The 23,021-nt window shown below is 71.6% G+C and carries 18 protein-coding genes and 2 pseudogenes; 7 read left to right on the top strand and 13 right to left on the bottom strand.

All coding sequences use genetic code 11. The features are described from left to right. Positions 1-83 precede the first annotated feature (83 nt). From ACN267_RS04305 to ACN267_RS04315, 3 genes are read right to left on the bottom strand one after another with little or no spacing between them, the layout of a single operon-like run. Positions 84-908 carry an ABC transporter ATP-binding protein gene (locus tag ACN267_RS04305; protein WP_281896143.1) on the bottom strand — a complete coding sequence of 275 codons (825 nt, stop codon included), beginning with the start codon at positions 906-908 and terminating at the stop codon, positions 84-86. A 43-nt stretch (positions 909-951) separates the two neighbouring features. Continuing rightward, positions 952-1,974, bottom strand: a complete 1,023-nt coding sequence (locus ACN267_RS04310) for a FecCD family ABC transporter permease (RefSeq protein WP_421487978.1) — start codon at positions 1,972-1,974, stop codon at positions 952-954. Further along, positions 1,971-2,996 carry a FecCD family ABC transporter permease gene (locus ACN267_RS04315; RefSeq protein WP_204961708.1) on the bottom strand — a complete coding sequence of 342 codons (1,026 nt, stop codon included), beginning with the start codon at positions 2,994-2,996 and terminating at the stop codon, positions 1,971-1,973. The genes ACN267_RS04310 and ACN267_RS04315 overlap by 4 nt, the downstream gene beginning before the upstream one ends. A gap of 103 nt (positions 2,997-3,099) precedes the next feature. Between ACN267_RS04315 and ACN267_RS04320 the strand changes: the two genes are divergently transcribed. Together ACN267_RS04320 and ACN267_RS04325 are read left to right on the top strand one after the other, a co-directional pair. Next, positions 3,100-4,149 (top strand): iron-siderophore ABC transporter substrate-binding protein, encoded by a 1,050-nt coding sequence (locus ACN267_RS04320; protein ID WP_204961709.1) that lies wholly within the window; start codon positions 3,100-3,102, stop codon positions 4,147-4,149. Beyond that, the gene (locus ACN267_RS04325; RefSeq protein WP_204961710.1) at positions 4,146-5,057 is read left to right on the top strand and encodes a siderophore-interacting protein; all 912 of its coding nucleotides are present in this window, start codon (positions 4,146-4,148) and stop codon (positions 5,055-5,057) included. Before ACN267_RS04320 ends, ACN267_RS04325 begins: the two co-directional genes overlap by 4 nt. Position 5,058: 1 nt before the next feature. Here the strand turns inward: ACN267_RS04325 and ACN267_RS04330 are convergent, their stop codons facing one another. Then, positions 5,059-6,030 (bottom strand): LacI family DNA-binding transcriptional regulator, encoded by a 972-nt coding sequence (locus ACN267_RS04330; RefSeq protein ID WP_421487979.1) that lies wholly within the window; start codon positions 6,028-6,030, stop codon positions 5,059-5,061. Between the two features lie 74 nt (positions 6,031-6,104). On the opposite strand from ACN267_RS04330, the gene ACN267_RS04335 reads away from it, so the two are divergent. Continuing rightward, complete coding sequence (locus ACN267_RS04335) at positions 6,105-7,097, top strand: P1 family peptidase (protein WP_421487980.1); 993 nt, start codon at positions 6,105-6,107, stop codon at positions 7,095-7,097. Positions 7,098-7,137: 40 nt separating this feature from the next. Here ACN267_RS04335 and ACN267_RS04340 read toward each other — a convergent pair whose 3' ends face one another. From ACN267_RS04340 to ACN267_RS04350, 3 genes are all read right to left on the bottom strand, one after another. Further along, entirely contained in the window at positions 7,138-7,821 is a 684-nt protein-coding gene (locus tag ACN267_RS04340) for a trypsin-like serine protease (RefSeq protein WP_204961713.1), read from the bottom strand. A 358-nt stretch (positions 7,822-8,179) separates the two neighbouring features. Beyond that, positions 8,180-9,049, bottom strand: coding sequence for an NAD(P)-dependent oxidoreductase (locus tag ACN267_RS04345; RefSeq protein WP_281896156.1), 870 nt, complete (start codon positions 9,047-9,049; stop codon positions 8,180-8,182). 120 nt (positions 9,050-9,169) lie between these two features. After that, positions 9,170-10,375, bottom strand: coding sequence for a pyridoxal phosphate-dependent aminotransferase (locus ACN267_RS04350; RefSeq protein ID WP_204961715.1), 1,206 nt, complete (start codon positions 10,373-10,375; stop codon positions 9,170-9,172). A 375-nt stretch (positions 10,376-10,750) separates the two neighbouring features. Between ACN267_RS04350 and ACN267_RS04355 the strand changes: the two genes are divergently transcribed. Continuing rightward, positions 10,751-12,157, top strand: coding sequence for an NAD(P)/FAD-dependent oxidoreductase (locus tag ACN267_RS04355; protein WP_421487981.1), 1,407 nt, complete (start codon positions 10,751-10,753; stop codon positions 12,155-12,157). 97 nt (positions 12,158-12,254) lie between these two features. Here ACN267_RS04355 and ACN267_RS04360 read toward each other — a convergent pair whose 3' ends face one another. From ACN267_RS04360 to ACN267_RS04385, 6 genes are all read right to left on the bottom strand, one after another. Then, complete coding sequence (locus ACN267_RS04360; protein WP_204961717.1) at positions 12,255-13,655, bottom strand: GH1 family beta-glucosidase; 1,401 nt, start codon at positions 13,653-13,655, stop codon at positions 12,255-12,257. Continuing rightward, complete coding sequence (yicI, locus tag ACN267_RS04365; protein ID WP_421487982.1) at positions 13,652-15,892, bottom strand: alpha-xylosidase; 2,241 nt, start codon at positions 15,890-15,892, stop codon at positions 13,652-13,654. Before yicI ends, ACN267_RS04360 begins: the two co-directional genes overlap by 4 nt. Further along, positions 15,889-16,767 carry a carbohydrate ABC transporter permease gene (locus tag ACN267_RS04370; RefSeq protein ID WP_204961719.1) on the bottom strand — a complete coding sequence of 293 codons (879 nt, stop codon included), beginning with the start codon at positions 16,765-16,767 and terminating at the stop codon, positions 15,889-15,891. Before ACN267_RS04370 ends, yicI begins: the two co-directional genes overlap by 4 nt. 1 nt (position 16,768) lies before the next feature. After that, a complete protein-coding gene (locus ACN267_RS04375; RefSeq protein ID WP_421487983.1) occupies positions 16,769-17,746 on the bottom strand; it encodes a carbohydrate ABC transporter permease in 978 nt (325 codons plus the stop codon). 68 nt (positions 17,747-17,814) lie between these two features. After that, positions 17,815-19,119 (bottom strand): ABC transporter substrate-binding protein, encoded by a 1,305-nt coding sequence (locus ACN267_RS04380; RefSeq protein ID WP_204961721.1) that lies wholly within the window; start codon positions 19,117-19,119, stop codon positions 17,815-17,817. Positions 19,120-19,205: 86 nt separating this feature from the next. Continuing rightward, positions 19,206-20,243 (bottom strand): LacI family DNA-binding transcriptional regulator, encoded by a 1,038-nt coding sequence (locus tag ACN267_RS04385; protein ID WP_421487984.1) that lies wholly within the window; start codon positions 20,241-20,243, stop codon positions 19,206-19,208. Positions 20,244-20,352: 109 nt separating this feature from the next. On the opposite strand from ACN267_RS04385, the gene ACN267_RS04390 reads away from it, so the two are divergent. The 3 genes and pseudogenes from ACN267_RS04390 to ACN267_RS04400 all read left to right on the top strand — a co-directional run. Next, positions 20,353-20,562, top strand: a complete 210-nt coding sequence (locus tag ACN267_RS04390) for a hypothetical protein (protein ID WP_421487985.1) — start codon at positions 20,353-20,355, stop codon at positions 20,560-20,562. A 577-nt stretch (positions 20,563-21,139) separates the two neighbouring features. Continuing rightward, positions 21,140-22,387 (top strand): annotated as a pseudogene (locus ACN267_RS04395) (glycosyl hydrolase family 28 protein); the annotation flags it as partial. An 84-nt stretch (positions 22,388-22,471) separates the two neighbouring features. Then, positions 22,472-22,906 (top strand): annotated as a pseudogene (locus tag ACN267_RS04400) (cellulose binding domain-containing protein); the annotation flags it as partial. Between the last annotated feature and the right edge of the window lie 115 nt (positions 22,907-23,021).

Below are 23,021 nucleotides of genomic sequence, written 5' to 3' on the forward strand. Positions count from 1 at the left end.
TAGCGATGTCCAGGGCCGGGGCTTCCGCCGCCGACCGGGCGGGCTGCCGCATCGGCGGCCCGCCCTCGGCGGGGGTGGTCCGCTCATCCACCGGGCACCACCACGGGGCCGGTCGGGTGGGGGCGGGACGACTCGGGGAACACCGCGGGCGTGCCCGTCACCGGGTCGGGCACGATCCGGCAGCGCAACCCGAACACGTCGGCGACGAGGTCCGGGGTGAGCACCGTCGCCGGGCGGCCGGTCGTGACGACCTGGCCGTCGCGCAGCACCACCAGGTCGGTGGCGTAGCGGGCCGCCTGGTTGAGGTCGTGCAGGACGGCGACCACGGTCCGGCCGCCGGCGTGCAGGTCGGCGAGCAGGTCGAGGACCTCGTACTGGTGGGCGATGTCGAGGTAGGTGGTCGGTTCGTCGAGCAGCAGGACCGGGGTGTCCTGCGCCAGCAGCATGGCCAGCCAGGCGCGTTGCCGCTGGCCCCCGGAGAGTTCCGTCAGCACCCGGTCGCCGAGGTCGGTGGTGCCGGTGGCGGCCAGCGCCGCGGTGACTGCCCGTTCGTCCTGCGCCGTCCAGCGGCTCAACGCCGACCGGTGCGGATGCCGCCCGCGCAGCACCAGGTCGGTGACGGTCATCCCCGCCGGTGCCTCGATGCCCTGGGGTAGCAGGCCCACGGTGCGGGCGTACTGCCGTCGGCGGTAGCCGCGCACGTCGCGGCCGGCCACGGCCACCCGGCCCGCGCTGGGCCGCAACACCCGGGCGATGGTGCGTAGCAGGGTGGACTTGCCGCACCCGTTGGGCCCGATGAAGACGGTGAAGCTGCCCTCGGCGATCCGCAGGGAGACGTCCCGGCAGACGGTCCGCCGGTCGTAGCCGACGGTGACCGAGTCCAGTTCGATTGTGGGCGGGGTGGTCATGGTTGCCTCCGGAATGGCGGTGTGGTGCGGGACGGGCGGCGGCTCACCCGGGCCTCCCTCGCCAGCTCCAGGCCAGGACGAGAGCGAGGTAGCCGCCGCCGACGACGCCGGTGACCGCGCCGACGGGCAGTTGCTGCCCGGGGACGAGCCGCTGGGCGAGCTGGTCGGCGGCGAGCAGCAGCACCGCGCCGAACACCGCGCTGGTGGTCACCAGGGGAGCGGCGACGCGGGTGAGGCGGCGGGCCAGGTGGGGGGCGGCCAGGGCGACGAAGCCGACCGGTCCGGCGCCGGCGACCCCGACGGCGGTGAGCGCGACCGCCAGGGCCGTCGCGGTGAGGCGTTGCCGGCGTACGGGTACGCCGAGGCTGAGTGCCTTGTCCCCGCCGTTCTCGATGAGTCGCAGCCCCCGGGCCGCCAGCCCGGCGGGTGGCAGCAGTGCGGCGAGCGCCCAGAGCAGCAGCGGCAGGTGCGTACCGCTGCCGTTGAGGCTGCCGACGAGCCAGACGGCGGCGTTCTGCGCGTCGGTCACCTCGGCGCGGGTCAGCAGGTACGCGTTGACGGAGGTGAGCAGGGCGGACAGGCCGATCCCGACGAGGATGAGGCGTTGCCCGGTTCCGCCGAGCAGCAGGGCCGCCCCGGCGACGGCGGCACCGCCGAGCACCGCGCCCACGGCCGGGGTGAGTCGGGTGTCGTGGAGCACCAGCAGGACGACGAGTGCGCCGGTGGCGGCGCCGACGGTGAAGCCGACGATGTCGGGGCTGCCGAGGGGGTTGCGGCTGGCGCTCTGGAAGAGTGCGCCGGCCGCGCCGAGGGCGGCTCCGACGGCGAGTGCGGTGCCGATCCGGGGCAGCCGCAGCTCGAACAGGACGAACCGCAGGCCGGGGTCGCCGCCCCCGGTCAGCACCGGCCACAGGTCGTGCGGCGGGGTGGCGTACCGGCCGCTGGCCAGGGCGACGACGGCCAGCCCGGTGCCGAGGGCCAGCGCGACGAGGCAGGCCAGGGCGGCGCGGCGGGTGTGCCGACGGCGGGTGCGGCGACCCGGGGCGCTGGTCGGGGCGGTGGTCATGGGCGGGGAATCCTCCGGGCGCGGACCAGGGCGATGAACACGGGGGCACCGATGGCGCCCATGACGATCGCGACCTCGATCTCTCCGGGGCGGGCCAGGAGCCGGCCGAGCACGTCGGCGGTGATCAGCAGGATCGGGCCGAGCAGGCAGGCGTAGGCGACGATCCACCCGAGCCGGGGGCCGCAGATCGCCCGGGCGGCGTGCGGGACGGCGAGCCCGAGGAAGCCGATCGGGCCGGCCACGGCGGTCGCGCCGCCGCAGAGCAGGGTGGTGGCGACCAGCGCGAGCAGCCGGGTGCGGCCGGGGCTGACCCCCAACGCGGTGCCGCCCTCGTCGCCGAAGCGCAACACGTCCAACGGCCGGATCACGCCGACGGTGACGAGCAGGCCGGCGAGCAGCGCCGGTGCCGCGGTGAGCAGGGCGGACGGCGGCTGGTCGGCGAGGCTGCCGACGGCCCAGAAGCGGTACCTGTCGAACGCGGTCTGGTCGATCAGGGTGACCCCGGCGACGGCCCCGGTCAGGCAGGCGCCGACGGCCGCGCCGGCCAGGACCAGCCGGCCGTCCTCGGCCCTGCCCGGCCCTCGGGTGCCGCCGATGGCGGTGACCAGGCCGGCGGCGAGGCCCGCGCCGAGCAGGGCGAGCAGCAGGTGTCCGCGTTGGCTGCTCACCCCGGCGAGGATGCCGGCGACCACGGCGGCGGCTGCTCCGGCGTTGACGCCCAGCAGCCCGGGGTCGGCGAGGGGGTTGCGGGTGAGGGCCTGCATCAGGGTGCCGGCCAGGGCCAGGGCCGCGCCGACGCAGACCGCGATCGCCGTACGGGGCAGCCGGACCTCCCAGACGATCAGGCCCGCCTCGCTGTCGTTGTGGGCGACGAGTGCCCGCAGCACGGTGCCGGTCGTCAGGGGCAGTGCGCCGACGGCGAGGCTGGCGGTGATTGCGGCCAGCAGGGCGAGCGCGCAGGCGAGCAGCCCGGCGGCGAGCAGGCGGGGGCGGCGTAAGCCGGCGGGGGTGGCGACCGACACTGTGACTCACTTCATGGTGGAACGTTCCATCACTGGCTAAGGTAAACCTACCCTAAGCCACTGGGAACGTCGTTCTCGCTGCCCCTCCTGAGGATCGAATGCCATGTCACACTCCCGCCCTCGCCGGCTGAGCACACTCCTGACCGCCGCCGCACTGGCGCTCGCCCTGCTGGTGGCCGGCGGTTGCGCCGCCGACGGGGCGAGCCCCGCCGACCCCGCGTCCGGCTCGTCCGACGCCGCGTTCCCCACCACCCTCACCCACGCCTTCGGCGCGACCACCCTCACCGCCAAGCCCGAACGGATCGTGGTGGTGGGCCTCAAGGAGCAGGACTACTTCCTCGCCCTCGGCGAGGTGCCGGTGGCGATCCGCGACTGGTACGGCAACATGCCGAACGCGACCTGGCCGTGGGCCCGGGAACGACTCGGCACGGCCAAACCGGAGGTGCTGGCCCGCGCCGAACTCGACTACGAACAGATCGCCGCGCTGCGCCCCGACGTCATCGTCGGCCTCTCCTCCGGCATGTCCCGCCAGGAGTACGACCTGCTCACCAAGATCGCCCCCACCGTCGCCCAGCCGGCGGGGGACGGCAGTTGGGCGGTGACCTGGCAGCAGATGACCCGGGCCGCCGGTCAGATCACCGGCCGCAGCGCCGAAGCCGAGAAACTCGTCACCGACCTGGAACAGCGGATCGCCTCGGTCGCCGGCGCGCATCCCCGCCTCAAGGGTGCCAGCACCGTGTTCGCCTCCACCTACGAAGGCCAGTACTACCTGTTCAGCCCCGAGACCACCGCCTCGAAGGTGCTGCTCGACCTGGGGCTGACCATGACGCCCGAGGTCACCACCCTCACCGCGAACGCCAACCAGTCCGCCACCATCAGCCGCGAACGGTTCGACCTGGTGGACGTGGACGTCGCCGTCTGGTCCGAGGCGGCCACCGACCCCGGCGTGACCACCCTGCTCGGCGACCCGCTCTACACCCGGCTGGACGTCCGTACCCAACGCCGGGACGTCTTCCTCGGCACCGAGGCCAACGGCGCGCTGGCGTTCGCCTCCGTGCTGAGCCTGCCCTACGTCCTGGACAAGATCGTCCCCGCGCTCGCCACCGCGGTCGACGGCGACCCGGCCACCGACTCGGAGTTCAGCGCGAAATGACCGACACACTCACCCGTCCCGGCTTCTGGACCGCCACCGTGCACGAGGTCCGCCGGCTGACCCCGCACCTGCAACGGGTCGTCCTCGGCGGCCCCGACCTCGTCCGCTTCCCCGCCCTGGGCCTGCCGGACGAGTCGGTGACGCTCTACTTCCCCCGCCCCGGCGAGTCGGCCCCGCCGCCGATGACCCTGCGCGGCGAGGTGTGGGGCTACCACGACGAGCAGCACCCGCCCATCGGCCGCAACTACTCCGTCCGCGCCGTCGACCCCGCCGGGGCACGGCTGACCATCGACTTCGCCCTGCACGACCACGGCCCCGCCACGTCCTGGGCGCGGCAGGCCGAGACCGGCGCCGGCCTGCTGCTGTGGCGGTGCCGCGCCTGGTTCCGTCCCCCCGCCGACACCCGCTGGCTGGTGCTCGCCACCGACCTGTCCGGGCTGCCCGCCGCGACCCGCGCTGTCGCGGAACGCACCCCCGGCCTCCCGGTACGGGTGCTGGTGGACCTGCCGGACCTGGCCGACGCCCGGGACCTGCTCGCCGCCGCCGGCGACGACCCCACGGTGCACGTCGACGTCCGGGTCGGGGTCGGTAACGGCCGGGGCCCGGGCAGCCTCGTCGACCGGCTGCGGGACACGACCCTGCCCGACGGCCCCGGCTACGTGTGGGTCGCGGGCGAGGCGGGGGAGTGCCGACAGGCCCGGTCCGTGCTGCGCACCGTGCACCGGCTGCCCCGCGACCGCGCCGTCTGCGTGGGCTACTGGCGCACCGACTCCGCCGACTGGGAACGCCGCTACGCCCGCTTCCGCCCCCTGCTCGACCAGGTCTACCAGGACGGTCTCGCGGCCGGACTCAACCCGGTGGAAGCGGGCGACCGGATGGAGGAGGCACTGGAACGGATGACCCGGTGACCTACCCCCGGGTCGACTCCCGCCACCACAGGTGGACCGGATGCTCGTAGACCCCACCCGGGCCGCCACCGATCAGCTCGTCGAGCAGGTCGGCGCAGCGGCGTCCGGCGTCCAACGGCGACAGGTCGAGCGCGGTGACCGGCGGCTGGCCCAGCCGCAGGGCGCTCGACTCGGTGGCGCTGGCCAGCAGGACGTCCCGCCCGACCCGGCGGCCGAGCCGGTGCAGCACCTGGACGGCCGTCGGCGCGGTGTCCACCGAGGCGCACACCAGGGCGTCCACCCCCGGCCGGGCGAGCACCTGTTCGACCGCCCGGGACACCTCCTGCGGCGACGGCACCCACGGATGGTGCGCCACCACGGCGGCGACGCCGTGCCGGGCGCACCAGTCCCGGTGCGCCGCCGTCAGTTGGGCCGCCCAGTCACCGGTCTCCGGCGGCACCACCAGGGCGGGACACCGGGCCCCGGCCCCGGCCATCCGGTCCAGCAGCCCGGTGAGTGCCCGGTGGTGGTCCGCCCAGAGCACGACGTCCGGCTGCATCCCGGCCGGGGGGCGTTCGAAACACACGACCGGCATGCCACCCTGCATCAGGACCGGCACGAACGCGTCGTCCCGGTGCGGATCGGCCACGATCACCCCGTCGAGCGCCCGGGGCGAGCGGTGTTCCGAGGCGGTCAGGATGGTGACGTCCCGGTCGCGGGCGGCGGCGCGTTCCATGACGCCGAAGACGAACCGCATGTAGAACTCCGACGTGGACGGCACGCCCGGGACGTAGACGCCGATGATGCCGGTCCGCCCGCCCCGCAACTGCCGGGCCGCCCGGTTCGGGACGTACCCCAGTTCCTGCATCGCCGCGCGGACCCGTTCCCGGGTCGCCTCGGAGACCCGGCCGGAACACGACAGCACATTGGAAACGGTGGACTTGCCGACACCCGCCCGGCGCGCGACATCGTGCAGCGTGACGGGACGGGCCATCAACCCAGTCTAGGGAACCGGACCCCGGTCGGAACACGCCACCACCACACCCCCCACGGAAGACGGTGATCCTCATGTCCGAGCACCATCCCGCCCCGCCGCGTACGACGGCACCCGTCGGCAACGACCACCGGCGGCGACCCGCGGTGCTCGGCGCGGCGGGCGACAGGTGGGTCGACTTCGACCTGCCCGGCGTGGCGATCGGCACCGCCGAGTATCCCGACGGCCCGACCGGCGTCACCGTGCTCAGCATCCCCGGTGGCGCGCGGACCGCCGTCGACAAGCGGGGCGGGGCCGTCGGGGTCAGCGGCGGTTTCCCGTACCACCACGCGTTGTGCTTCGCCGGCGGGTCGAGCTTCGGGCTCGCCGCGGCGTCCGGTGTCTACGACGAACTGCTCCGCCGCACCGGCTACGCGACCGACTTCGGCAGCCTGCCGGTGGTGTCCGGGGCCGTCGTCTACGACTTCACGCCCCGGGACAACGCCATCTACCCCGACGCCGGGCTCGGTGCCGACGGGCTGCGCGCGGTACGCGCCGACCGGGTGGCCGTCGGGCGGGTCGGCGCGGGTGTCGGCGCGACCGTCGGCAAGGTCGACAACGCCCGCGCCGAGTGGGGCGGGCAGGGTGCCGCCTTCGCCCGCGTCGGCCCGGCCCGGCTGCTGGTGCTGACCGTGGTCAACGCGATAGGTGTGATCGTCGACCGCGACGGCGGGATCGTGCGCGGCAACCTCGACCCGGCGACCGGCCGGCGTCGCCACCCGGCCGAGGACTACGCCGAGCTGGTCGCGGCGGCCACCCCGGATCTCGCGCCCACCGGCGGGAACACCACCCTGACCGCCGTGGTCACCAACGTCCGGATGACCGACACCGAACTCGCCCAGTTCGCCACCCAGGTGCACAGCTCCATGCACCGGGCGATCCAGCCGTTCCACACCATCGCCGACGGTGACACCCTGTTCGCCCTGACCACCGACGAGGTGACGGTGCCCGCCCCGTCGCTGCGGCTGGGCACGGTCGCCGCCGAACTGGCCTGGGACGCCGTCCTCTCCAGCGTCGACGCCGCCTGACGACGACCCCGCCCACGCCGCCCAGGCGATCAGACCGGGTTCAGTCGATTCCGTCGACCCCGCTGACGCTCTTGATCCAGCCGGCCAGGAAACCGGTGGGAACGGACAGTCCACCCAGCGCGTCGTCGGAGTGGGTGAACACGGCCTGGACGCGGTTGTTCTGCCAGACCGCCGCCCCGGAGTCACCGTCCAGGGGAACCCCGTTGATTCCCTCCAACTCCAGCTCCGAACCGATGGATCGCTCGACCCGCAGGCTGCACACCCGCAGGGTCGCCGCCGGAGGCCCGTTCTCCTCGGTCTGCCCCCAGCCGCGGATGGCCACGGTGACCCCGGTCTTGAGCAGAGCCGTGTCTCTGCTGTAGGGAACGACGAGATTGCTCTGGGTGACGTTCGACGCCAGATGCAGGACCGCCATGTCGTAGCCCTTCGGCGCCGCCGCCGTGCCGTCGACGATGATGCGCTGACCGCTGCCGAGACGCTTGTCGCCCGCCTTGACCACGAGGCGGCTGCTGTGGAGGCAGTGTGCCGCGGTGAGCACGTAGTGCACATGGATGAGCGAGCCGGTACAGCGGAAGTCGGCCCCTCCGTTGTTCCAGATCTGCACCTGCCCGTGCAGTGACGACGTGGTGGTGCCGCCGGCGATCGCCGATGCGGGGGTCTGCGGGCCGACCACCAGCACGGCTCCGCACAGCACGGCGAGAATAGCTCTCCAGAACGGTTTCACCGGAACTCCTCAGTGCATGTGGAAACAGCAGATTCGCGGCAGAAATCGGGAGACGCGGATGGTGTGACGTGCCGTTGCCTCACTCCGGCAGGCACATCCCCGCCCGGCGCGGTCCGGGCACGCTGTGTGCACCCCGACGAGCCGAACGGCCCGACCGCGCGGTGTCAGCATGCCCGATCCAGGCACCGTCCACAATCACCACTGCGACCCGACGCGCAACACCCGTGCTCCCGTCGCGGGAACCAGGCCGCGAGTTTTCCGGCCGTCGTCGTCGCGACCGGTCGGTGACGACAGCCCGCGAGACGCCGCCCTGCGACGCCTCACCCACCACCACCGGTAGTCGGCCGCCGGAGCGGCGTCACGGGACGAAGCTGGCGTGGTACGAGGCCGCCATGTCCTCGTCCCCGTGCCCCTGCGCGGCCGCACGCCGGAACCGCTCCGCACCGGCGGCCAGGACGTCGAGGCGTACCCCGTGCTCCTCGCCGGCCGCGACGATCAGCCGGGCGTCCTTCTCGGCCGTCTCCACCGCGAAGCTCGCCGGCGACAACCGGCCCTGCCGGACCAGGTCGGTCTTGGCGTGCAGGTAGCCCATGTCCAGCGGACCGCCCTCGATCACCGCGAAGAACCGGTCCGGGTCGACGCCGAGTGCCCCGGCCAACGCCAGCATCTCGACCGCGCCGTGCGTCACCGTCAGGACCCAACTGTTCGCCACCAGCTTCAACCGGGTGCCGTCGCCCCGCGCGCCGTCCTCACCCAGCCACACCACCCGGGACGCGATCGCGTCGAACACCGCGGCGAGCCTCTCCCGGCCGGTCTGCGGCCCGGCGGCGAGCACGGTCAGTTGGCCGGCCTCGGCGGGTTGCCGGGTGCCGAGCACCGGTGCGTCGTAGAACGCCACCCCGTGCCCGGCGGCGACCTCGGCCAAGCCGGCGGTGTCGGCCAGGCCCACCGTGGTCGTCTGCAACCAGGCCGCGCCCGGCCGCAGCCCGGGTGCGGCCCGCCCGATCACGTCGCGGACGGCTGCCCCGTCGTACAGCATCGTGATGATCACGTCGGCGTCGCGGACGGCATCGGCCGGGGTGTCCGCCACGGTCGCGCCGGTGGCCGCCGCCTTGTCCGGGGACCGGTTCCACACGCGCACGACGTGCCCCGCCCGGACGAGATTGCCGGCCATGGCGGCACCCATGATGCCTGTGCCCAGTACCCCTACGGTCAACTCGTCGGTCATGGGTCCATCCTCGCCCACCACCGGTCGTCGCACCGTGCGGTCGGGGCGGTGTCCTCCCCGCCGACCTGGCAGCCCCGTCCGAGCCCCTGGGTGAGGTGTCGCCTGCGGTGGGCCGGCCTCCTACTGCCGGTAGGTGGACAGGAAGGTGCGGATGCGGCCGATCGCGTCGTCGAGGACGTCGGTCGGGGCCAGGAACACCATGCGCAGGTGGTCCGGGGTGTCGATGTTGAAGCCGCTGCCGTGTGAGATCAGCAGGTGCTGCTGCTCCAGCAGGTCGATCACGAGCTTCTCGTCGTCGTGGATCTTGTGGACGGCCGGGTCGAGGCGGGCGAAGAGGTAGAGCGCGCCGTCCGGCTTGACGCAGTCGACGCCGGGGATCGCGACGACCTCGCGCCAGGCGTGGTCGCGCTGTTCCAGCAGCCGCCCGCCGGGCCGGATCAGCTCGTCGATGCTCTGGTAGCCGCCGAGCGCGGTCTGGATGGCGTGCTGGGCGGGCACGTTCGGGCAGACCCGGAGGTTGGCCAGCAGTTGCAGCCCGCTCACGTAGTCGGTGTCGGTGCCGGTGAACCCGCTGGTGGCGAGCCAGCCGGAGCGGAAGCCGGCGGCCCGGTAGACCTTCGACAGGCCGCCCATGCTGACCACCGGCACGTCCGGGGCGAGTGCCGCGAGCGTGTGGTGGGTGGCGCCGTCGTACACGATCCGGTCGTAGATCTCGTCGGCGAAGATCATCAGGCCGTGCCGGCGGGCCAGTTCGATCATTCCGAGCAGGGTCTGCTCCGAGTACACCGCGCCGGTCGGGTTGTTCGGGTTGATCACCACGAGGGCGCGGGTGCGTTCGGTGATCCGCGAGGCCAGGTGCTCCAGGTCGGGCTGCCAGCCGGCGCTCTCGTCGCAGCGGTAGTGCACGGCCTGCCCGCCGCACAGGTTCACCGCGGCGGTCCAGAGCGGGTAGTCCGGGCTGGGCACCAGCACCTCGTCGCCGGAGTCGAGCAGCGCCTGCAGGACCATCATGATCAGCTCGGAGACCCCGTTGCCGAGCAGCACGTCGTCCGGCTGGACGCCGGTCACGCCCAGGTTCTGGTAGCGCTGGGCGACGGCGACCCGCGCCGAGTAGATGCCCCGGGCGTCGCTGTAGCCCTGCGCCTCGACGAGGTTCTGCACCACGTCGGCGACGATCGGCGCGGGGGTGGCCAGCCCCCAGGGCGCCGGGTTGCCCAGGTTCAGCTTGAGGATCCGGTGGCCGGCGGCCTCCATCTCCTGCGCCCGCCGCAGCACCGGGCCCCGGATGTCGTACCGGACGCTCTTCAGCCGTTTGGCCTGCCGCATCGGACCCCCTCGACCACCTGGACACTTTGCCCCGGAAAGCACCCTAGTACGGCCACCGGACGGGTGGCTGCTCCGGCCCACCGCCGCAGCCTGCCGGGTTACGGAGCGTAGCGGTATCCGCACCGATATTCATGTACGATCGTCTATCTCATTCGTGCGAGGACGGGGATGCTTGTGCTGCTTCGTTCGTCATCGGATTCGACCCGTACGGCGCGCGACCGCCGGTACGGGACCCACGGCACCCGCCGGCCGGATCCGACCGTGACCGGCACCACCCCCTGATTCCGTCGGCGGCCCCGGTGGCCGCCGTGGAAACGCGCGTCGTCGTGCACCATCCCTGCGTGGCTACGGCCGGAACGGCAAGGTGGCAGAGACATGAAGGTCCTCGTGATCGGTGGTGGCCCCGCCGGGAGCACCGCGGCAACGGCGATGGCCCAGGCCGGCCTCGACGTGCGACTCGTCGAGAGCGCGCACTTCCCGCGATACCACGTGGGGGAGTCGCTCACCCCGTCGTGCCGGGTGGTACTGGACGCCATCGGCATGTCGAAGATCCTCGACGACCACGGCTTCGTCAAGAAGAACGGCGGCGTCATCCACTGGGACGACGACCAGTGGACGTTCGACTGGCAGGCGCAGTCCGGGGTGCAGTCGTGGCAGGTCGACCGCAGCGAGTTCGACGCGCTGCTGCTGGAACACGCCCGCAGCAACGGGGTCGCCGTCACCACCGGGGTCACCGGCCGGTCGGTGCGCTTCGCCGACGGCCGGCCGGTGGCCGTGGAGTGCACCCCGGACGACGGCAAACCGTTCACCATCGACGACTTCGACTTCCTGGTCGACGCCACCGGGCGCAACGGACTGCTCAGCGCCCGGCACTTCGGCAACCGCGAGCCGCTGAACAACCTGCGCAACGTCGGCATCTGGGGCTACTGGACCGGTGCCACGCTGCTGCCCGAAACGCCGTCCGGAGGGATCAACATCATCTCCTCGCCGGAGGGCTGGTACTGGGTGATCCCGATGGCCGGCGGGCGGATGAGCATCGGCTACGTCACCACCAAGGACGCCTTCGCCCGGGACCGTCACGAGCACCAGTCGTCAGACGACCTGTACCGGCACCTCATCGCGGTCTCGCCGACCATCGCGGGCCTGACCGCGGGGGCGGAGTTCCTCGGCGTGACGAGGGTCGAGACCGACTACTCGTACATCGCCGACCAGTTCTGCGGGCCGGGTTACGCGATAGTGGGCGACGCGGCGTGCTTCCTGGACCCGCTGCTGTCCACCGGCGTGCACCTCGCGCTCTACAGCGCGTTGACCGCCGCCGCATGCGTCGCCTCGGTGGACCGTGGTGAGGTCGACGAGGCCGAGGCGCTGAGGTTCTTCGAGTTCGCCTACCGGCGCGCGTACATGCGGCTGTTCGCGCTGGTGACCATCATGTACGAGCGCTACCTGGGCAAGGACGGCTTCTTCCGCACCTCCGACCGGCTGATCGGCGACGAGCAGTCCGCACAGCCGGACGCCGACGTCTCCTCCCGCTCCTTCGCGGAGATCATCGGTGGCCTGTCCGACCTGCGGGAGGCGGCCGACTCGTCCACCCGCGTCATCACCGACCGGTTGCGGGAGGAGGCGGTGCGGGCGCAACTGCAGGTGGTGCACGCACCCGGCTCCGACGGACCCGACTTCACCCCGGTCCGGGGCGACCCCCTGTCCGACGCGGAGTCGGCTGACTACCGCCTCGTCACCAGTCCCCGGCTCGGCCTCGAACGGGTCCGCGCGGCACGCCCCTGAACCGCGCCGCCGGCCGCCAGGGTGCCGGCCGGGACGACGCGGGGTGCCCCGGCCGGACGGCCGGGGCACCCCGAGGTCCCACCGGGAAGCTGCCGACCTACCCGTCCAGCTGGCCGGTGGCGACCAGCCGGCGGTACCAGTGGGCGCTGTCCTTCCAGGTGCGCTCCTGGGTGTCGTAGTCGACCCGGATGATGCCGAAGCGGCGGTCGTAGCCGTAACCCCACTCGAAGTTGTCCAGCAGCGACCAGACGAAGTATCCCCGCACGTCCACGCCCTGCGCGCGGGCGTCGGCGACCGCGCCGATGTGCCGGCGCAGGTAGTCGATCCGCCGGTCGTCGTGGACCCCTGCGTCGGCCGACACCACGTCGTCGAACGCCGCGCCGTTCTCGGTGATCATCAAGGGCTGGCCCGGGTAGTCGTGCCGCAGCCGCAACAGCAGCTCGGTCAGGGCCGGCGGGTCGATGTTCCACCCCATCGCCGTGTACGGGCCGGGCTGCGGCAGGAAGTCGACGTCCTCGGCCCCCACCCACGGCGAGTGGGCCGACGCGCCGTGCCCGTCGGCGGCCGAGCGGGCCGAGTGCCCGTCCCAGGCGCGGACCAGGGTGCTGGAGTAGTAGTTCACCCCGAGCACGTCCAGCGGCACCGCGATCAGCTTCTCGTCACCGGAACGGACGAACGACCAGTCGGTGACGGCGGCGGTGTCGGCCAGCAGGTCGGCCGGGTACGCCCCCTGAAGCATCGGGCCCAGGAACGCCCGGTTCGCCAGCGCGTCGATCCGCCGGACCGCGTCGGCGTCGGCGGCCGACCCGGACGCGCCCCGCACGACGTGCAGGTTCAACGTCACCGACAGCTCGGCGCTCGGCGTCAGCTCCCGCACCACCCGCCCGGCCAGGCCGTGCGCCAGGTTCAGGTGGTGCACCGCCGCCAACGCCGCCGCCGGTTCGGTGCGGCCGGGCGCGTGCACGCCGGAGCCGTACCCCAGGTACGCCGAGCACCACGGTTCGTTGAGCGTCGTCCAGGTGTGCACCCGGTCACCGAGCGCGCCGACGATCCCCGCCGCGTACTCCTCGAAGCGCAGCGCCGTGTCCCGCGCCGGCCAGCCGCCGGCGTCCTCCAGTTCCTGCGGCAGGTCCCAGTGGTACATGGTCGCCACCGGTCGGATGCCGCGCTCCAGCAGGCCGTCGACCAGCCGCGCGTAGAAGTCCAGGCCGGCGGGGTTGAACCGGCCGGAACCGCCAGGCTGCACCCGGGGCCAGGAGATCGAGAAACGGTACGCGGACAGCCCCAGCGCCGCGATGTGGTCCAGATCCTGCGGCCACCGGTGGTAGTGGTCGGCGGCCACGTCGCCGGTGTCGCCGTTCAACGTCCGCCCGGGGGTGTGGCTGTAGGTGTCCCAGATGGACCGACCCCGGCCGTCCTCGGTCGCCGCGCCCTCGATCTGGTACGCCGCCGTCGCCGACCCCCAGACGAAGCTCTCCGGGAAGTTGCGTGCCGTCATCGTCCCGCCCTCTCCGCGCCGACCACCACGCAGTGGTACGCCGACGACTCGCCCGCCACCAGTTCGGCGGTCGCCACCCCGCCCCGGAATCCCACCTCGAACTGCGCACCCGGGCCCCCGTCGGGCGACGGGATGCGCACCCGCTGCCGTTGCCCCTCGGCCGGCGCGTAGAGCCGCAGCTCCACCCCGTCGGCCCAGGCGTAGTCGGGCCGGTCGCAGCGCGATCCGAACCCGATGACCGCGCCGGGCCGGGCGAGCACCGGCAGGCTGTCGTACCCGTGTTTCTCGGTCACCCACGCCGGGCCGGTGAGCTGCGCCCCGGTGACCAGGTGGGTCCAGGTGCCGGCAGGCACGTAGAAGGTGACCTGCCCGTCGGCGCTGAGCACCGGCGCGACCAGCACGTCGGGGCCGAGCATGTACTGCCGGTCGACGTGCGCCACGGCCGGGTCGTCCGGGAACTCCACGATCATCGGTCGCATCATCGGGACGCCGTCGCGGTGCGCCTCCTCGGCGGTCGCCGCCAGGTACGGCATCAGGCCGAGCTTGAGCCGGGTGAAGTGACGCAGCACGTCCACGGCCTGCTCGTCGTACGCCCACGGCACCCGGTACGAGCCGGAGCCGTGCAGCCGCGAGTGCGACGACAGCAGGCCGAACGCGATCCACCGCTTGAACACCGCCGGGTCGGGGGTGCCCTCGAAGCCGCCGATGTCGTGACTCCAGTAGCCGAACCCGGACGACGCCAGGGACAGCCCGCCGCGCAGCGACTCGGCCATCGCGACGAACGTCGACTCGCAGTCGCCACCCCAGTGCACCGGGAACTGCTGGCCGCCGGCGGTCGCCGAGCGGGCGAACAGCACCGCCTCGCCCTCGCCCCGTTCGGCCTCCAGCAGTTCGAAGACCGCCTTGTTGTAGAGGTAGGAGTAGTAGTTGTGCATCCGCTGCGGGTCCGACCCGTCGTGCCACACCACGTCGGTCGGGATCCGCTCGCCGAAGTCGGTCTTGAAGCAGTCGACGCCCATGTCCAGCAGCGCCCGCAGCTTGCCGGTGAACCAGGCCACCGCGTCGGGGTTGGTGAAGTCGACGAGTGCCATACCGGCCTGCCACTTGTCCCACTGCCACACCGACCCGTCCGGGTTGCGCACCAGGTAGCCGGCCTGGCGGCCCTCCTCGAACAGGTACGACCGCTGGGCGATGTACGGGTTGATCCACACGCACACCTTCAGGCCGCGCTCGTGCAGCCGGCGCAGCATGCCCTCCGGGTCGGGGAAGGTCGCCGGGTCCCACACGAAGTCGACCCAGTGGAACTGGCGCATCCAGAAGCAGTCGAAGTGGAACACCGACAGCGGCAGGTCCCGTTCGGCCATCCCGTCGACGAACTCGGTCACCGTCTTCTCGTCGTACGACGTGGTGAACGACGTGGACAGCCACAGCCCGTACGACCAGGCGGGCACCCGGGCCGGGCGGCCGGTCAGCGCGGTGTAGCGGCGCAGCACGTCCTTCGGGGTGGGCCCGTCGATGACGTGGTAGGTCAGCGACTGGCCCTCCACACTGAACTGGGTCTGCGCGACGACCTCCGAGCCGACCTCGAACGACACGTGCTCCGGGTGGTCCACGAACACCCCGTAGCCGGCACTGCTCAGATAGAACGGCACGTTCTTGTACGCCTGCTCGCTGGCGGTGCCGCCGTCGGCGTTCCACACGTCGACGGTCTGCCCGTTCTTGACGAACGGGCCGAACCGTTCGCCCAGCCCGTACACCGTCTCGCCGACGCCGAGCGCGAGCCGTTCGTGCACGTACCGGCGGCCCTCGCCGTCGGTGACGATGCCGATGCTGCGCCCGGTGGACGCGGTGACCAGCCGGTCGCCGTGCCGGAACTCGACCCGCCAGCCGTCGACCAGCGCGACCCGCACGGTCAGCTCGCCGGTGGTCAGCGACGCGCTGAGCCCGGTGATGTCGACGGTGACCGGGTGCGTGTCGTCGGTGTCCAGCCCGAAGCGGGGTTCGCGGGGCAGCCCGCCGCTGTGATGGCCGATGGTCACCCCGACCACGCCGGGTGCGGGGGAGAAGAAGCGGACGGTGACGACCGGCCGGTTGAGCGTGTCGCCCCGGCCGTTGATCTGACCGGCCGGCGCGAAGACGGTGAAACCGCGGTCGTCCGGTTCGACCGATTCGACAGTGCCGGGGCGCAGCACGCTGACCCCCGGGCGCAGTTGCCAGTACCCGTCGGTGAACTTCACTTCTCGGCTCCTGCCGTGATGCCGCGCGCCAGGGTGCGCTGGAAGATGAGGAAGAACAGGATGGCCGGCACCAGGCTGATCAACGCGCCGGCGTTGGTGGTGGGGGCGTCCATCAGCCGGTCACCCTGCAACGACGCGAGGGCCACCGGGATGGTCTGGGTCTGGTTGTCGATCAGCATGACCAGCGGGATGAGGAACTCGTTCCAGGTCCAGATGAAGAAGAAGATGAGCAGCACGGCGAGGGTGGGCCGCAGGTTGGGGAAGACCACCCGCCACAGCACCGTCCACCTGCCGGCGCCGTCGAGCGCGGCGGCCTCCAGCAGTGCCCGGGGGAACGTGCCCAGCACCGAGGCGAGCAGGTAGGTGCCGAACGCGCTCTGGATCACGGTGAAGATGATGATCACCGACAGTCGGGTGTTGTAGAGGCCGATCTCCTTGGCGACGTAGTACAGCGGATAGATCAACGCCTCCTGCGGCAGCATGTTGGCCAGCAGGAACACCCCGACGATCCACAGCCGGCCGCGGACCCGGCCGATGCCCAGCGCGTACGCGTTGAGCAGCGACACGACGACGCCGAGCACCGCCACCGACCCGGCGATGAGCGCCGAGTTCCACAGTTTGAGCGGGAAGTTCACCTCCGACCAGTACGTCCGCAGACCCGTGGTGTAGAACTCCGACGGCCAGCTCAACGGGCCGCCCGACGAGTAGTCCCCGGGCGACTTGAACGCGTTGAGCAGCATGAACGCGAACGGCACCAGCATGACCAGCGCGCCCACGGTGACCCCGGCGAGCACCACCCAGCGGCTGACGCCCCGGTGGTGGCGGTCGCGCACCTTCTTCCGGCGGACCGGGACCTTGGCGATCGTCACGGTCATCTCAACGCCCCCGTTCCCGGCGCTCGCTGCGGGCCTGCACGACGATGAAGGCCACGGCCACCACCACGATGATCGCCGTGAGCACCGTGGAGATCGCCGAGCCGTAGCCGACCTGGAGCTTCTTGAAGAACGTGTAGTAGGCGAAGTACGACGGCACGTTGGTGGCGTTCTCCGGGCCGCCCCGGGTGAGCGCGAAGATCGGCCCGAACACCTTCAGCGCGGCGATCGTGCAGGTCAGGGCCACCACGAAGGTCTCCGGCCGGATCTGCGGCAGGGTGATCGCCCGGAACCGGCGCAGCCAGTTCGCCCCGTCGACCTCGGCCGCCTCGTACAGCTCCGGGTCGACCCGCTGCAACGCCGCCATGAACACGACCACCGGGTAGCCGATCTGCACCCAGATCATCACCGCCATCACCGCCGGCAGCGCGGTGTCCGGGTCGCCCAGCCAGTCGTGGCGCAGCGCGCCGAGACCGACCGCGTCGAGGACACTGTTGAACGCGCCGTCGGGGCGCAGGATCCAGCCCCAGACGATGCCGGCCACCACCACGGGCAGCACCTGCGGCAGGTAGAACGCGGCCCGCAGGGCCGCCGCCGTCCGGGGCCGGAACCGACGCCCGACGACGTCGAAGAGCACCGAGGCGAGCAGCAGCCCGAGCAGGGTCGGCACCACCACCATCGCGACGATCATCGCCACCGTGTTGCGGAACGACGCCCAGAACACGTCGTCGTCCAGCAGCCGCCGGTAGTTGTCCAACCCGACGAAGGTGGGGTCGCCGACGCCCGACCAGCGGGTCAGCGACAGGTAGCCGGTGCCGACCAGCGGCACGCCGATGACCAGGACGAACAGCACCGCCCCGGGGAGCAGGTAGAGCCAGTACGCCGCGTCGCGGCCGTCGCGTCGGCGGCGGCGTGGGGACGCGGGGGAGGGGGTCGGGGGTGCCGCCGGTGGGGTGCCGGCGACGGTGTCGGGGACTGTCATCCAGGATCCTTCCCGGCGGGGGTGGGCGGGCGCGCCGGTCGTGCCGGTCGCGCCCGCCGCTCGCCGTGTCACTTGCCGGTGATCTCCTTGACGCCGTCGGCGTACGGCTTGGCGATCGTGTCGAGCACCTGGTCGGGGGACTTGGACCCGTTGATCAGCGCCTGGAACCCGCCGACCAGCACGTCGTAGTAGCCGGGCACCGGCCAGTCCGGGTAGAAGGCCAGGCCGTCCTGCTTGCTGACCGTGTTGAAGTCCTCGATCAGCTTGCGGTCCTTCGGGTCGGTGATCTTCGCGGGGTCACCGGCCACCGGGATACCGCCGTTGTTGCCGATCAGGTCCTGGATCTCCGGACGCAGGGTGATGTCGATGAAGTCGTACGCCAGGCTCTTGGCCTTGCTGTTGGTCGGGACGACCCAGAGGTTGCCGGACGAGCCGGCGGTGAGGGTGTTGCCCGGGAACAGGAAGGTGTCCCAGTTGGCCTTCATTTCGGCCTTGAACCGGCCGTACCACCAGCTGCCCGAGACGATCATCGGGGTCTTGCCCGCGATGAACGCGGTGCCCATGTCCTCGGCCTTGAGGCTCGCCGAGTCCTTGGCGACGTAGCCCTTGCGCACCCACTCGGCGAAGGTGTCCGCGCCGTACTTGAGCGGGTCGGCCTTGAAGTCGACGGGGTTCTTGTAGAGCTGGTAGTTGTCGACGAACTGCCGGTCGGCCTTGGACAGGGCCAGCTGGTAGAACAGCTGCCCGGCCGGGTACTCGGCGCCGGCCATGCCCAGCGGGGTGATCTTCTTGCTGACGAAGGTGTCCATCGCGGCGGTCAACTCGGCCAGCGTGGTCGGCACCGTGACGCCGTTGCGGTCGAACAGGTCCTTGTTGTAATAGACCGTGACGTACTCGCCGTAGTTCGGCACGCCGAACCAGTTGCCCGACCCCATCACGCCCTTGTCGCTGTACCGGGCGGTGGTCTGCAGGCTGGGGCTGAGCTTGCCGGCCCAGCCACGTTTGTCGGCCTCGTCGCTGAGGTCGGTGAGCAGGCCCTGGGACGACAGCAGGCCGGCCGTCGCATTGCCCTTGTTGTACTCCATGATGTCCGGACCTTCGGACGAGTTGATGATCATGCCGGCGTTCTGCTGGATCTGCTCGAACGCCTTGCGTTCGAAGCGCACCTCGACGCCCGGGTGTTCGGTCTTGAAGATCTCGATGGCCTTGGCCCAGCCGACCCCCATCGCGCTGTTCTCGCCCTCGTAGTGCCACAGCTTGAGGGTCTTGGCCCCGCTGTCGTCACCGCTGTCGTCGCCGCCGCACGCGGCCACGGTGGTCGTCGCGGTGGCCGCCAGGGCGATCGCGGCGACGATCCGGCGGAATCGCTGCATTGCTATCCTCCTCGTTGAGTATCGAGCCCGGTACTTCACTGGGTCCGTCGTCGCGTTGCCGCGCGGCGACGGGCCGTTTTACCTGGTCAACCCCCATCGGGGTGACGGCTTCGGGGTGCTGCGGTCGATTCCCGGATCTCCAACGCGCACGGCAGCAACTGCTGGTGGCGCTCGTCGCCGGCCCCGTCCAGGTGGCGTACCAGCGCCTCGATCGCGATCCGACCCAGCGCCGAGCCGGGCGACGTCATCGCGGTCAGCGCCGGGGTGGCCAGCTCGGCGACCTGCGGCGAGGTGACCATCGAGACCACCGACACGTCGTCGGGCACGCTCAGCCCCCGCGCGGTCAACTCGCCGAGGATGCCGAAGATCGCCGTCTCGTTCATGGCCAGCACCGCGGTCAGGCCCGGTGCCCGTGCGACGGCGGCGGCCAGCGCGGCCCGCCCGCCGGCGGCGCTGTCCTGCGCCGGGATCATGACCGGCTCCAGGCCGTGGTCGGTCATCGCCGTGACGAACGCGTCCCGGGTCCGCAGCGCCGGCCCGTAGCCGCTGGCCAGGGTCTCGGCCGAGTGGTTGACGTAGACGATCTGCCGGTGCCCCAGGCCGACCAGGTGCGCCACCGCCTCCCGCACGGTCTGCTCGAAGTCGATGTCGACGTAGGAGAGCGCGTCGGTGTCCCCGGTTCGCCCGATCAGCACCAGCGGCACCCCGGCCTGCTGGAGCGCGTCGACCCGTTCGTCGGCGAGTTGCACCTCCATCAGCACGACACCGTCGAACATCCGCTGGCTGGCCAGCCGGCGTAGCTCGTCGAGGTCGCCGCCCCCGCCGACGGGCGACAGCACCAGGTGGTAGCCGACGGCGCTGGCCGCCGCGGCGGCCCCGGTGACGAACGCCGCCTCGGTCGCGCCGAGCCCGCGCTCGTCCATCGGCAGCAGCAGGCCCAGGATCCGGCTGCGTCGGCTGGCCAGGCCCCGGGCCATCGCGTTGGGCTGGTAGTCGAGCTGGGCCATGGCGGCGAGCACCTTGGCCCGGGTGGCCTGTGAGATCGGCCGGGCCCCGGTGAGGACGTAGGACACGGTGCTGACCGAGACCTGCGCCAGGCGGGCGACGTCGTGCATGGTGGCCATCGCGCACCTCCCCGGGCAGCGTCGAACCGCACGGAAATGATCGTCGAAGCGGTTCGACGAAGCGGTTCGACAGACGCTAAGCCCCCTGTTACGGCGACGTCAATAGCCGATGTCGAACCGGCGTCGCCGCCGGTGGCGGGTGCCGCCCGCCGCCGACTACGACGCGGTGACGGTGGGTGCGCGGCGGGTCGGTGTTCCCGGCCCGGCGGGTGTCGGGCGGCCGCCGGCACCCGACCGGTTCGTCGCCCCGACCGCCGGAGGACGACGGTTCGCCGTCGCGCTTCCTCGCCGCCCCGAACCGCCGCCGGCATCAGCGTGATCGATCGGAAAGTTTCCTCTCTCACGCCGATAGTTTCCAGGAGCTGGGCTCCTCACAATTGACGAACATCCATGTCAAGCGTAGTGTCCGCTATGGAAATGTTTCTTGACGGGGTCCTTTGTCGGCTCCGTTTCCCCGCCGCGACGAAAACATCGCGACCCGGAAGGGCTCGTCGGGACGGGGGCGGATCCCGCCCCACCCGGGCGGCGGTCGCCCCGGTGCCGGCGCCGGTGTCGGTATCGGTGTTCGAGCGGCGGCGGTCGTCCGGGCGGCACCCAATCCATTCCCGAGAAGGGTCCCCATGAAGAACAGACGCCTCGCGATCTGGGCAACGATCGCTCTCCTCGCCGTCGGCGGTGTCGCGACGGGCGCGGTGGTGGCACCGGTCCACGGTGCGACCGCGGCGGCCGCGAACGGCTCGTCAGGTGCGGCCGCCGGCGGCTGCGTCGCCGACCCCGCCCTGCGCGGCGCGACGAAGAGCACGCTCTACACCGTCACGGCGGACGCCAACCCGCTGTTCGTCGAGAAGATGACCAAGTACGCCCCGGAGATGCAGGTGCACTACGCGCACTGCTCGATGGCGGCGGCGGGGACCGCCCAGTTCTCGGTCACCGTCGCCGAGAGCTTCAGTTCGTACACCGTCAGCCCCAAGAGCCGGAAACTCGCCGTCGCCCGCAGCGGCAACACGATCAGCTTCACCAGCGGCCCCAACTACCTGATCGTCCAGTTCGACGCCAAGGAGCTGCTGTTCGTCCTGATCGACGCGCCCGAGGCGGACGCGCCGCAGGTGGGTGACGCCGACGTCAAGAACCTGGCCGACTACGGCGTCGACAACACCGGGGGAACGCTGGTCACCTCCAAGATCCAGAGCGCCATCAACGCCGCGTCCGGGGCCACCCGGAACATCCTGTACGTGCCGCCGGGCCGTTATCAGGTCGGTGAGCTGTGGATGAAGAGCAACATGACCCTCTACCTGGCCGCCGGCGCCGTCCTCTACGGCTCGAACCAGAAGGCGGACTTCAACACCGGCAGCGGCGGGGTGAACATCGAGGGCATGCAGCACGCCTCGCTGCGGATGTACCAGGTGCGCAACGCGAAACTGCTGGGCCGTGGGGTCATCGACGGCAACGGCAAGTACCTGCGGGCCCAGGGCATCAACCTGGCCGTGCTGAAGATCGAGGAGAGCTCCGACATCCTGGTCGACGGCGTCACCGTCCGCGACTCCAGCTACTGGAACACCCTCGTCTACCGCAGCGACCGGGTCACCATCAGGAACTACAAGCTGATCAACTGCCGGCCGAACTCGGGGTACAACAACACCGACGGGGTGGACTTCGACGAGTCGACCAACAGCCTGCTGTCGAACGCGTTCCTCTACACCGGCGACGACAACATGGCGACCAAGAACGAGTTCGCCAGTGGCATCGTCAACACCAGGAACGTCGTCCACGAGCACGTCGTCTGCTACAGCAACTCCGCCTGCGCGAAGATCGGCACCAAGACCGAGGGCACGTCGATGGACGGGATCGTCTTCCGCGACATCGACGTGGTGAAGGCGGGGCGCTCGATGGTGATCGACGCCGTCGACACCGCCGTCGTGTCCAACACCCGGTGGGAGGACGTCCGGGTCGAACAGACCGACAGTCTGATCGATCTCCAGGAGGACCGGCCGCCGTCCTGGCGGACGGTGAAGAACACCTCGACGATCCGCAACGCCTACTTCACCAACGTCTCCTCGGACGTGAAGAAGGTCGTCAACCTGCACGGACGCTCCTCGACGGTCAACATCAGCGGGGTGCACTTCACCAACTTCACCGTCCAGGGTCGACCGGTCACCAGCCAGACCGACTCGGACGCGAGCTGGAACATCAACTCCTACGTCTCGAACATCACCTTCACCACCACGCCGCCGACCACCCCGCCGCCGACCACCCCGCCCCCCACCACCCCGCCCCCCACCACGCCGCCGCCCACCACGCCGCCGCCGACCACGCCTCCCCCCACCACGCCGCCGCCGGGCCAGTCCGGTGACTGCGCGGTGGGCTACACGATGAACTCCTGGAACGACGGGTTCACCGCCAGCATCCGCATCACCAACCTCGGCACGTCGGCGATCGACGGGTGGACCCTGGCCTTCACCCTGCCCGCCGGGCAGATGCTCACCAACGGCTGGAACGCCACCTACACCGGCACCAGCGGCCAGGTCTCCGCCCGCAACGTCTCGTACAACGGGACGCTGGCGGCCGGTGGCTCCACCGAGATCGGCTTCCAGGCCACCCACACCGGCAACACCGCCCGGCCCGCCTCCTTCACCCTCAACGGGGTCAGCTGCGTCGTCTCCTGACCCGACCGTCACACCGGCCGGTGTGACCGCCTCCCCTCGGAGCCGCGGTCACACCGGCCGTCCATGTGTGCACGCGGGTCCCGTGGTCCATCCGCCCGCCCGCCCTCCCGTCCGG

This window comes from Micromonospora sp. WMMD734 (genome assembly GCF_049178975.1).
Taxonomy (GTDB): Bacteria; Actinomycetota; Actinomycetes; order Mycobacteriales; family Micromonosporaceae; genus Micromonospora; species Micromonospora wenchangensis.

Excerpts from the sequence above, each read along its gene's own strand:
- ACN267_RS04305 (WP_281896143.1), bottom strand. The coding sequence starts at position 908 with ATGACCACCCCGCCCACAATCGAACTGGACTCGGTCACCGTCGGCTAC.
- ACN267_RS04310 (WP_421487978.1), bottom strand. The coding sequence starts at position 1,974 with ATGACCACCGCCCCGACCAGCGCCCCGGGTCGCCGCACCCGCCGTCGG.
- ACN267_RS04320 (WP_204961709.1), top strand. The coding sequence starts at position 3,100 with ATGTCACACTCCCGCCCTCGCCGGCTGAGCACACTCCTGACCGCCGCC.
- ACN267_RS04325 (WP_204961710.1), top strand. The coding sequence starts at position 4,146 with ATGACCGACACACTCACCCGTCCCGGCTTCTGGACCGCCACCGTGCAC.
- ACN267_RS04330 (WP_421487979.1), bottom strand. The coding sequence starts at position 6,030 with ATGGCCCGTCCCGTCACGCTGCACGATGTCGCGCGCCGGGCGGGTGTC.
- ACN267_RS04335 (WP_421487980.1), top strand. The coding sequence starts at position 6,105 with ATGTCCGAGCACCATCCCGCCCCGCCGCGTACGACGGCACCCGTCGGC.
- ACN267_RS04345 (WP_281896156.1), bottom strand. The coding sequence starts at position 9,049 with ATGACCGACGAGTTGACCGTAGGGGTACTGGGCACAGGCATCATGGGT.
- ACN267_RS04350 (WP_204961715.1), bottom strand. The coding sequence starts at position 10,375 with ATGCGGCAGGCCAAACGGCTGAAGAGCGTCCGGTACGACATCCGGGGC.
- ACN267_RS04355 (WP_421487981.1), top strand. The coding sequence starts at position 10,751 with ATGAAGGTCCTCGTGATCGGTGGTGGCCCCGCCGGGAGCACCGCGGCA.
- ACN267_RS04360 (WP_204961717.1), bottom strand. The coding sequence starts at position 13,655 with ATGACGGCACGCAACTTCCCGGAGAGCTTCGTCTGGGGGTCGGCGACG.
- ACN267_RS04370 (WP_204961719.1), bottom strand. The coding sequence starts at position 16,767 with ATGACCGTGACGATCGCCAAGGTCCCGGTCCGCCGGAAGAAGGTGCGC.
- ACN267_RS04375 (WP_421487983.1), bottom strand. The coding sequence starts at position 17,746 with ATGACAGTCCCCGACACCGTCGCCGGCACCCCACCGGCGGCACCCCCG.
- ACN267_RS04380 (WP_204961721.1), bottom strand. The coding sequence starts at position 19,119 with ATGCAGCGATTCCGCCGGATCGTCGCCGCGATCGCCCTGGCGGCCACC.
- ACN267_RS04385 (WP_421487984.1), bottom strand. The coding sequence starts at position 20,243 with ATGGCCACCATGCACGACGTCGCCCGCCTGGCGCAGGTCTCGGTCAGC.
- ACN267_RS04390 (WP_421487985.1), top strand. The coding sequence starts at position 20,353 with ATGTCGAACCGGCGTCGCCGCCGGTGGCGGGTGCCGCCCGCCGCCGAC.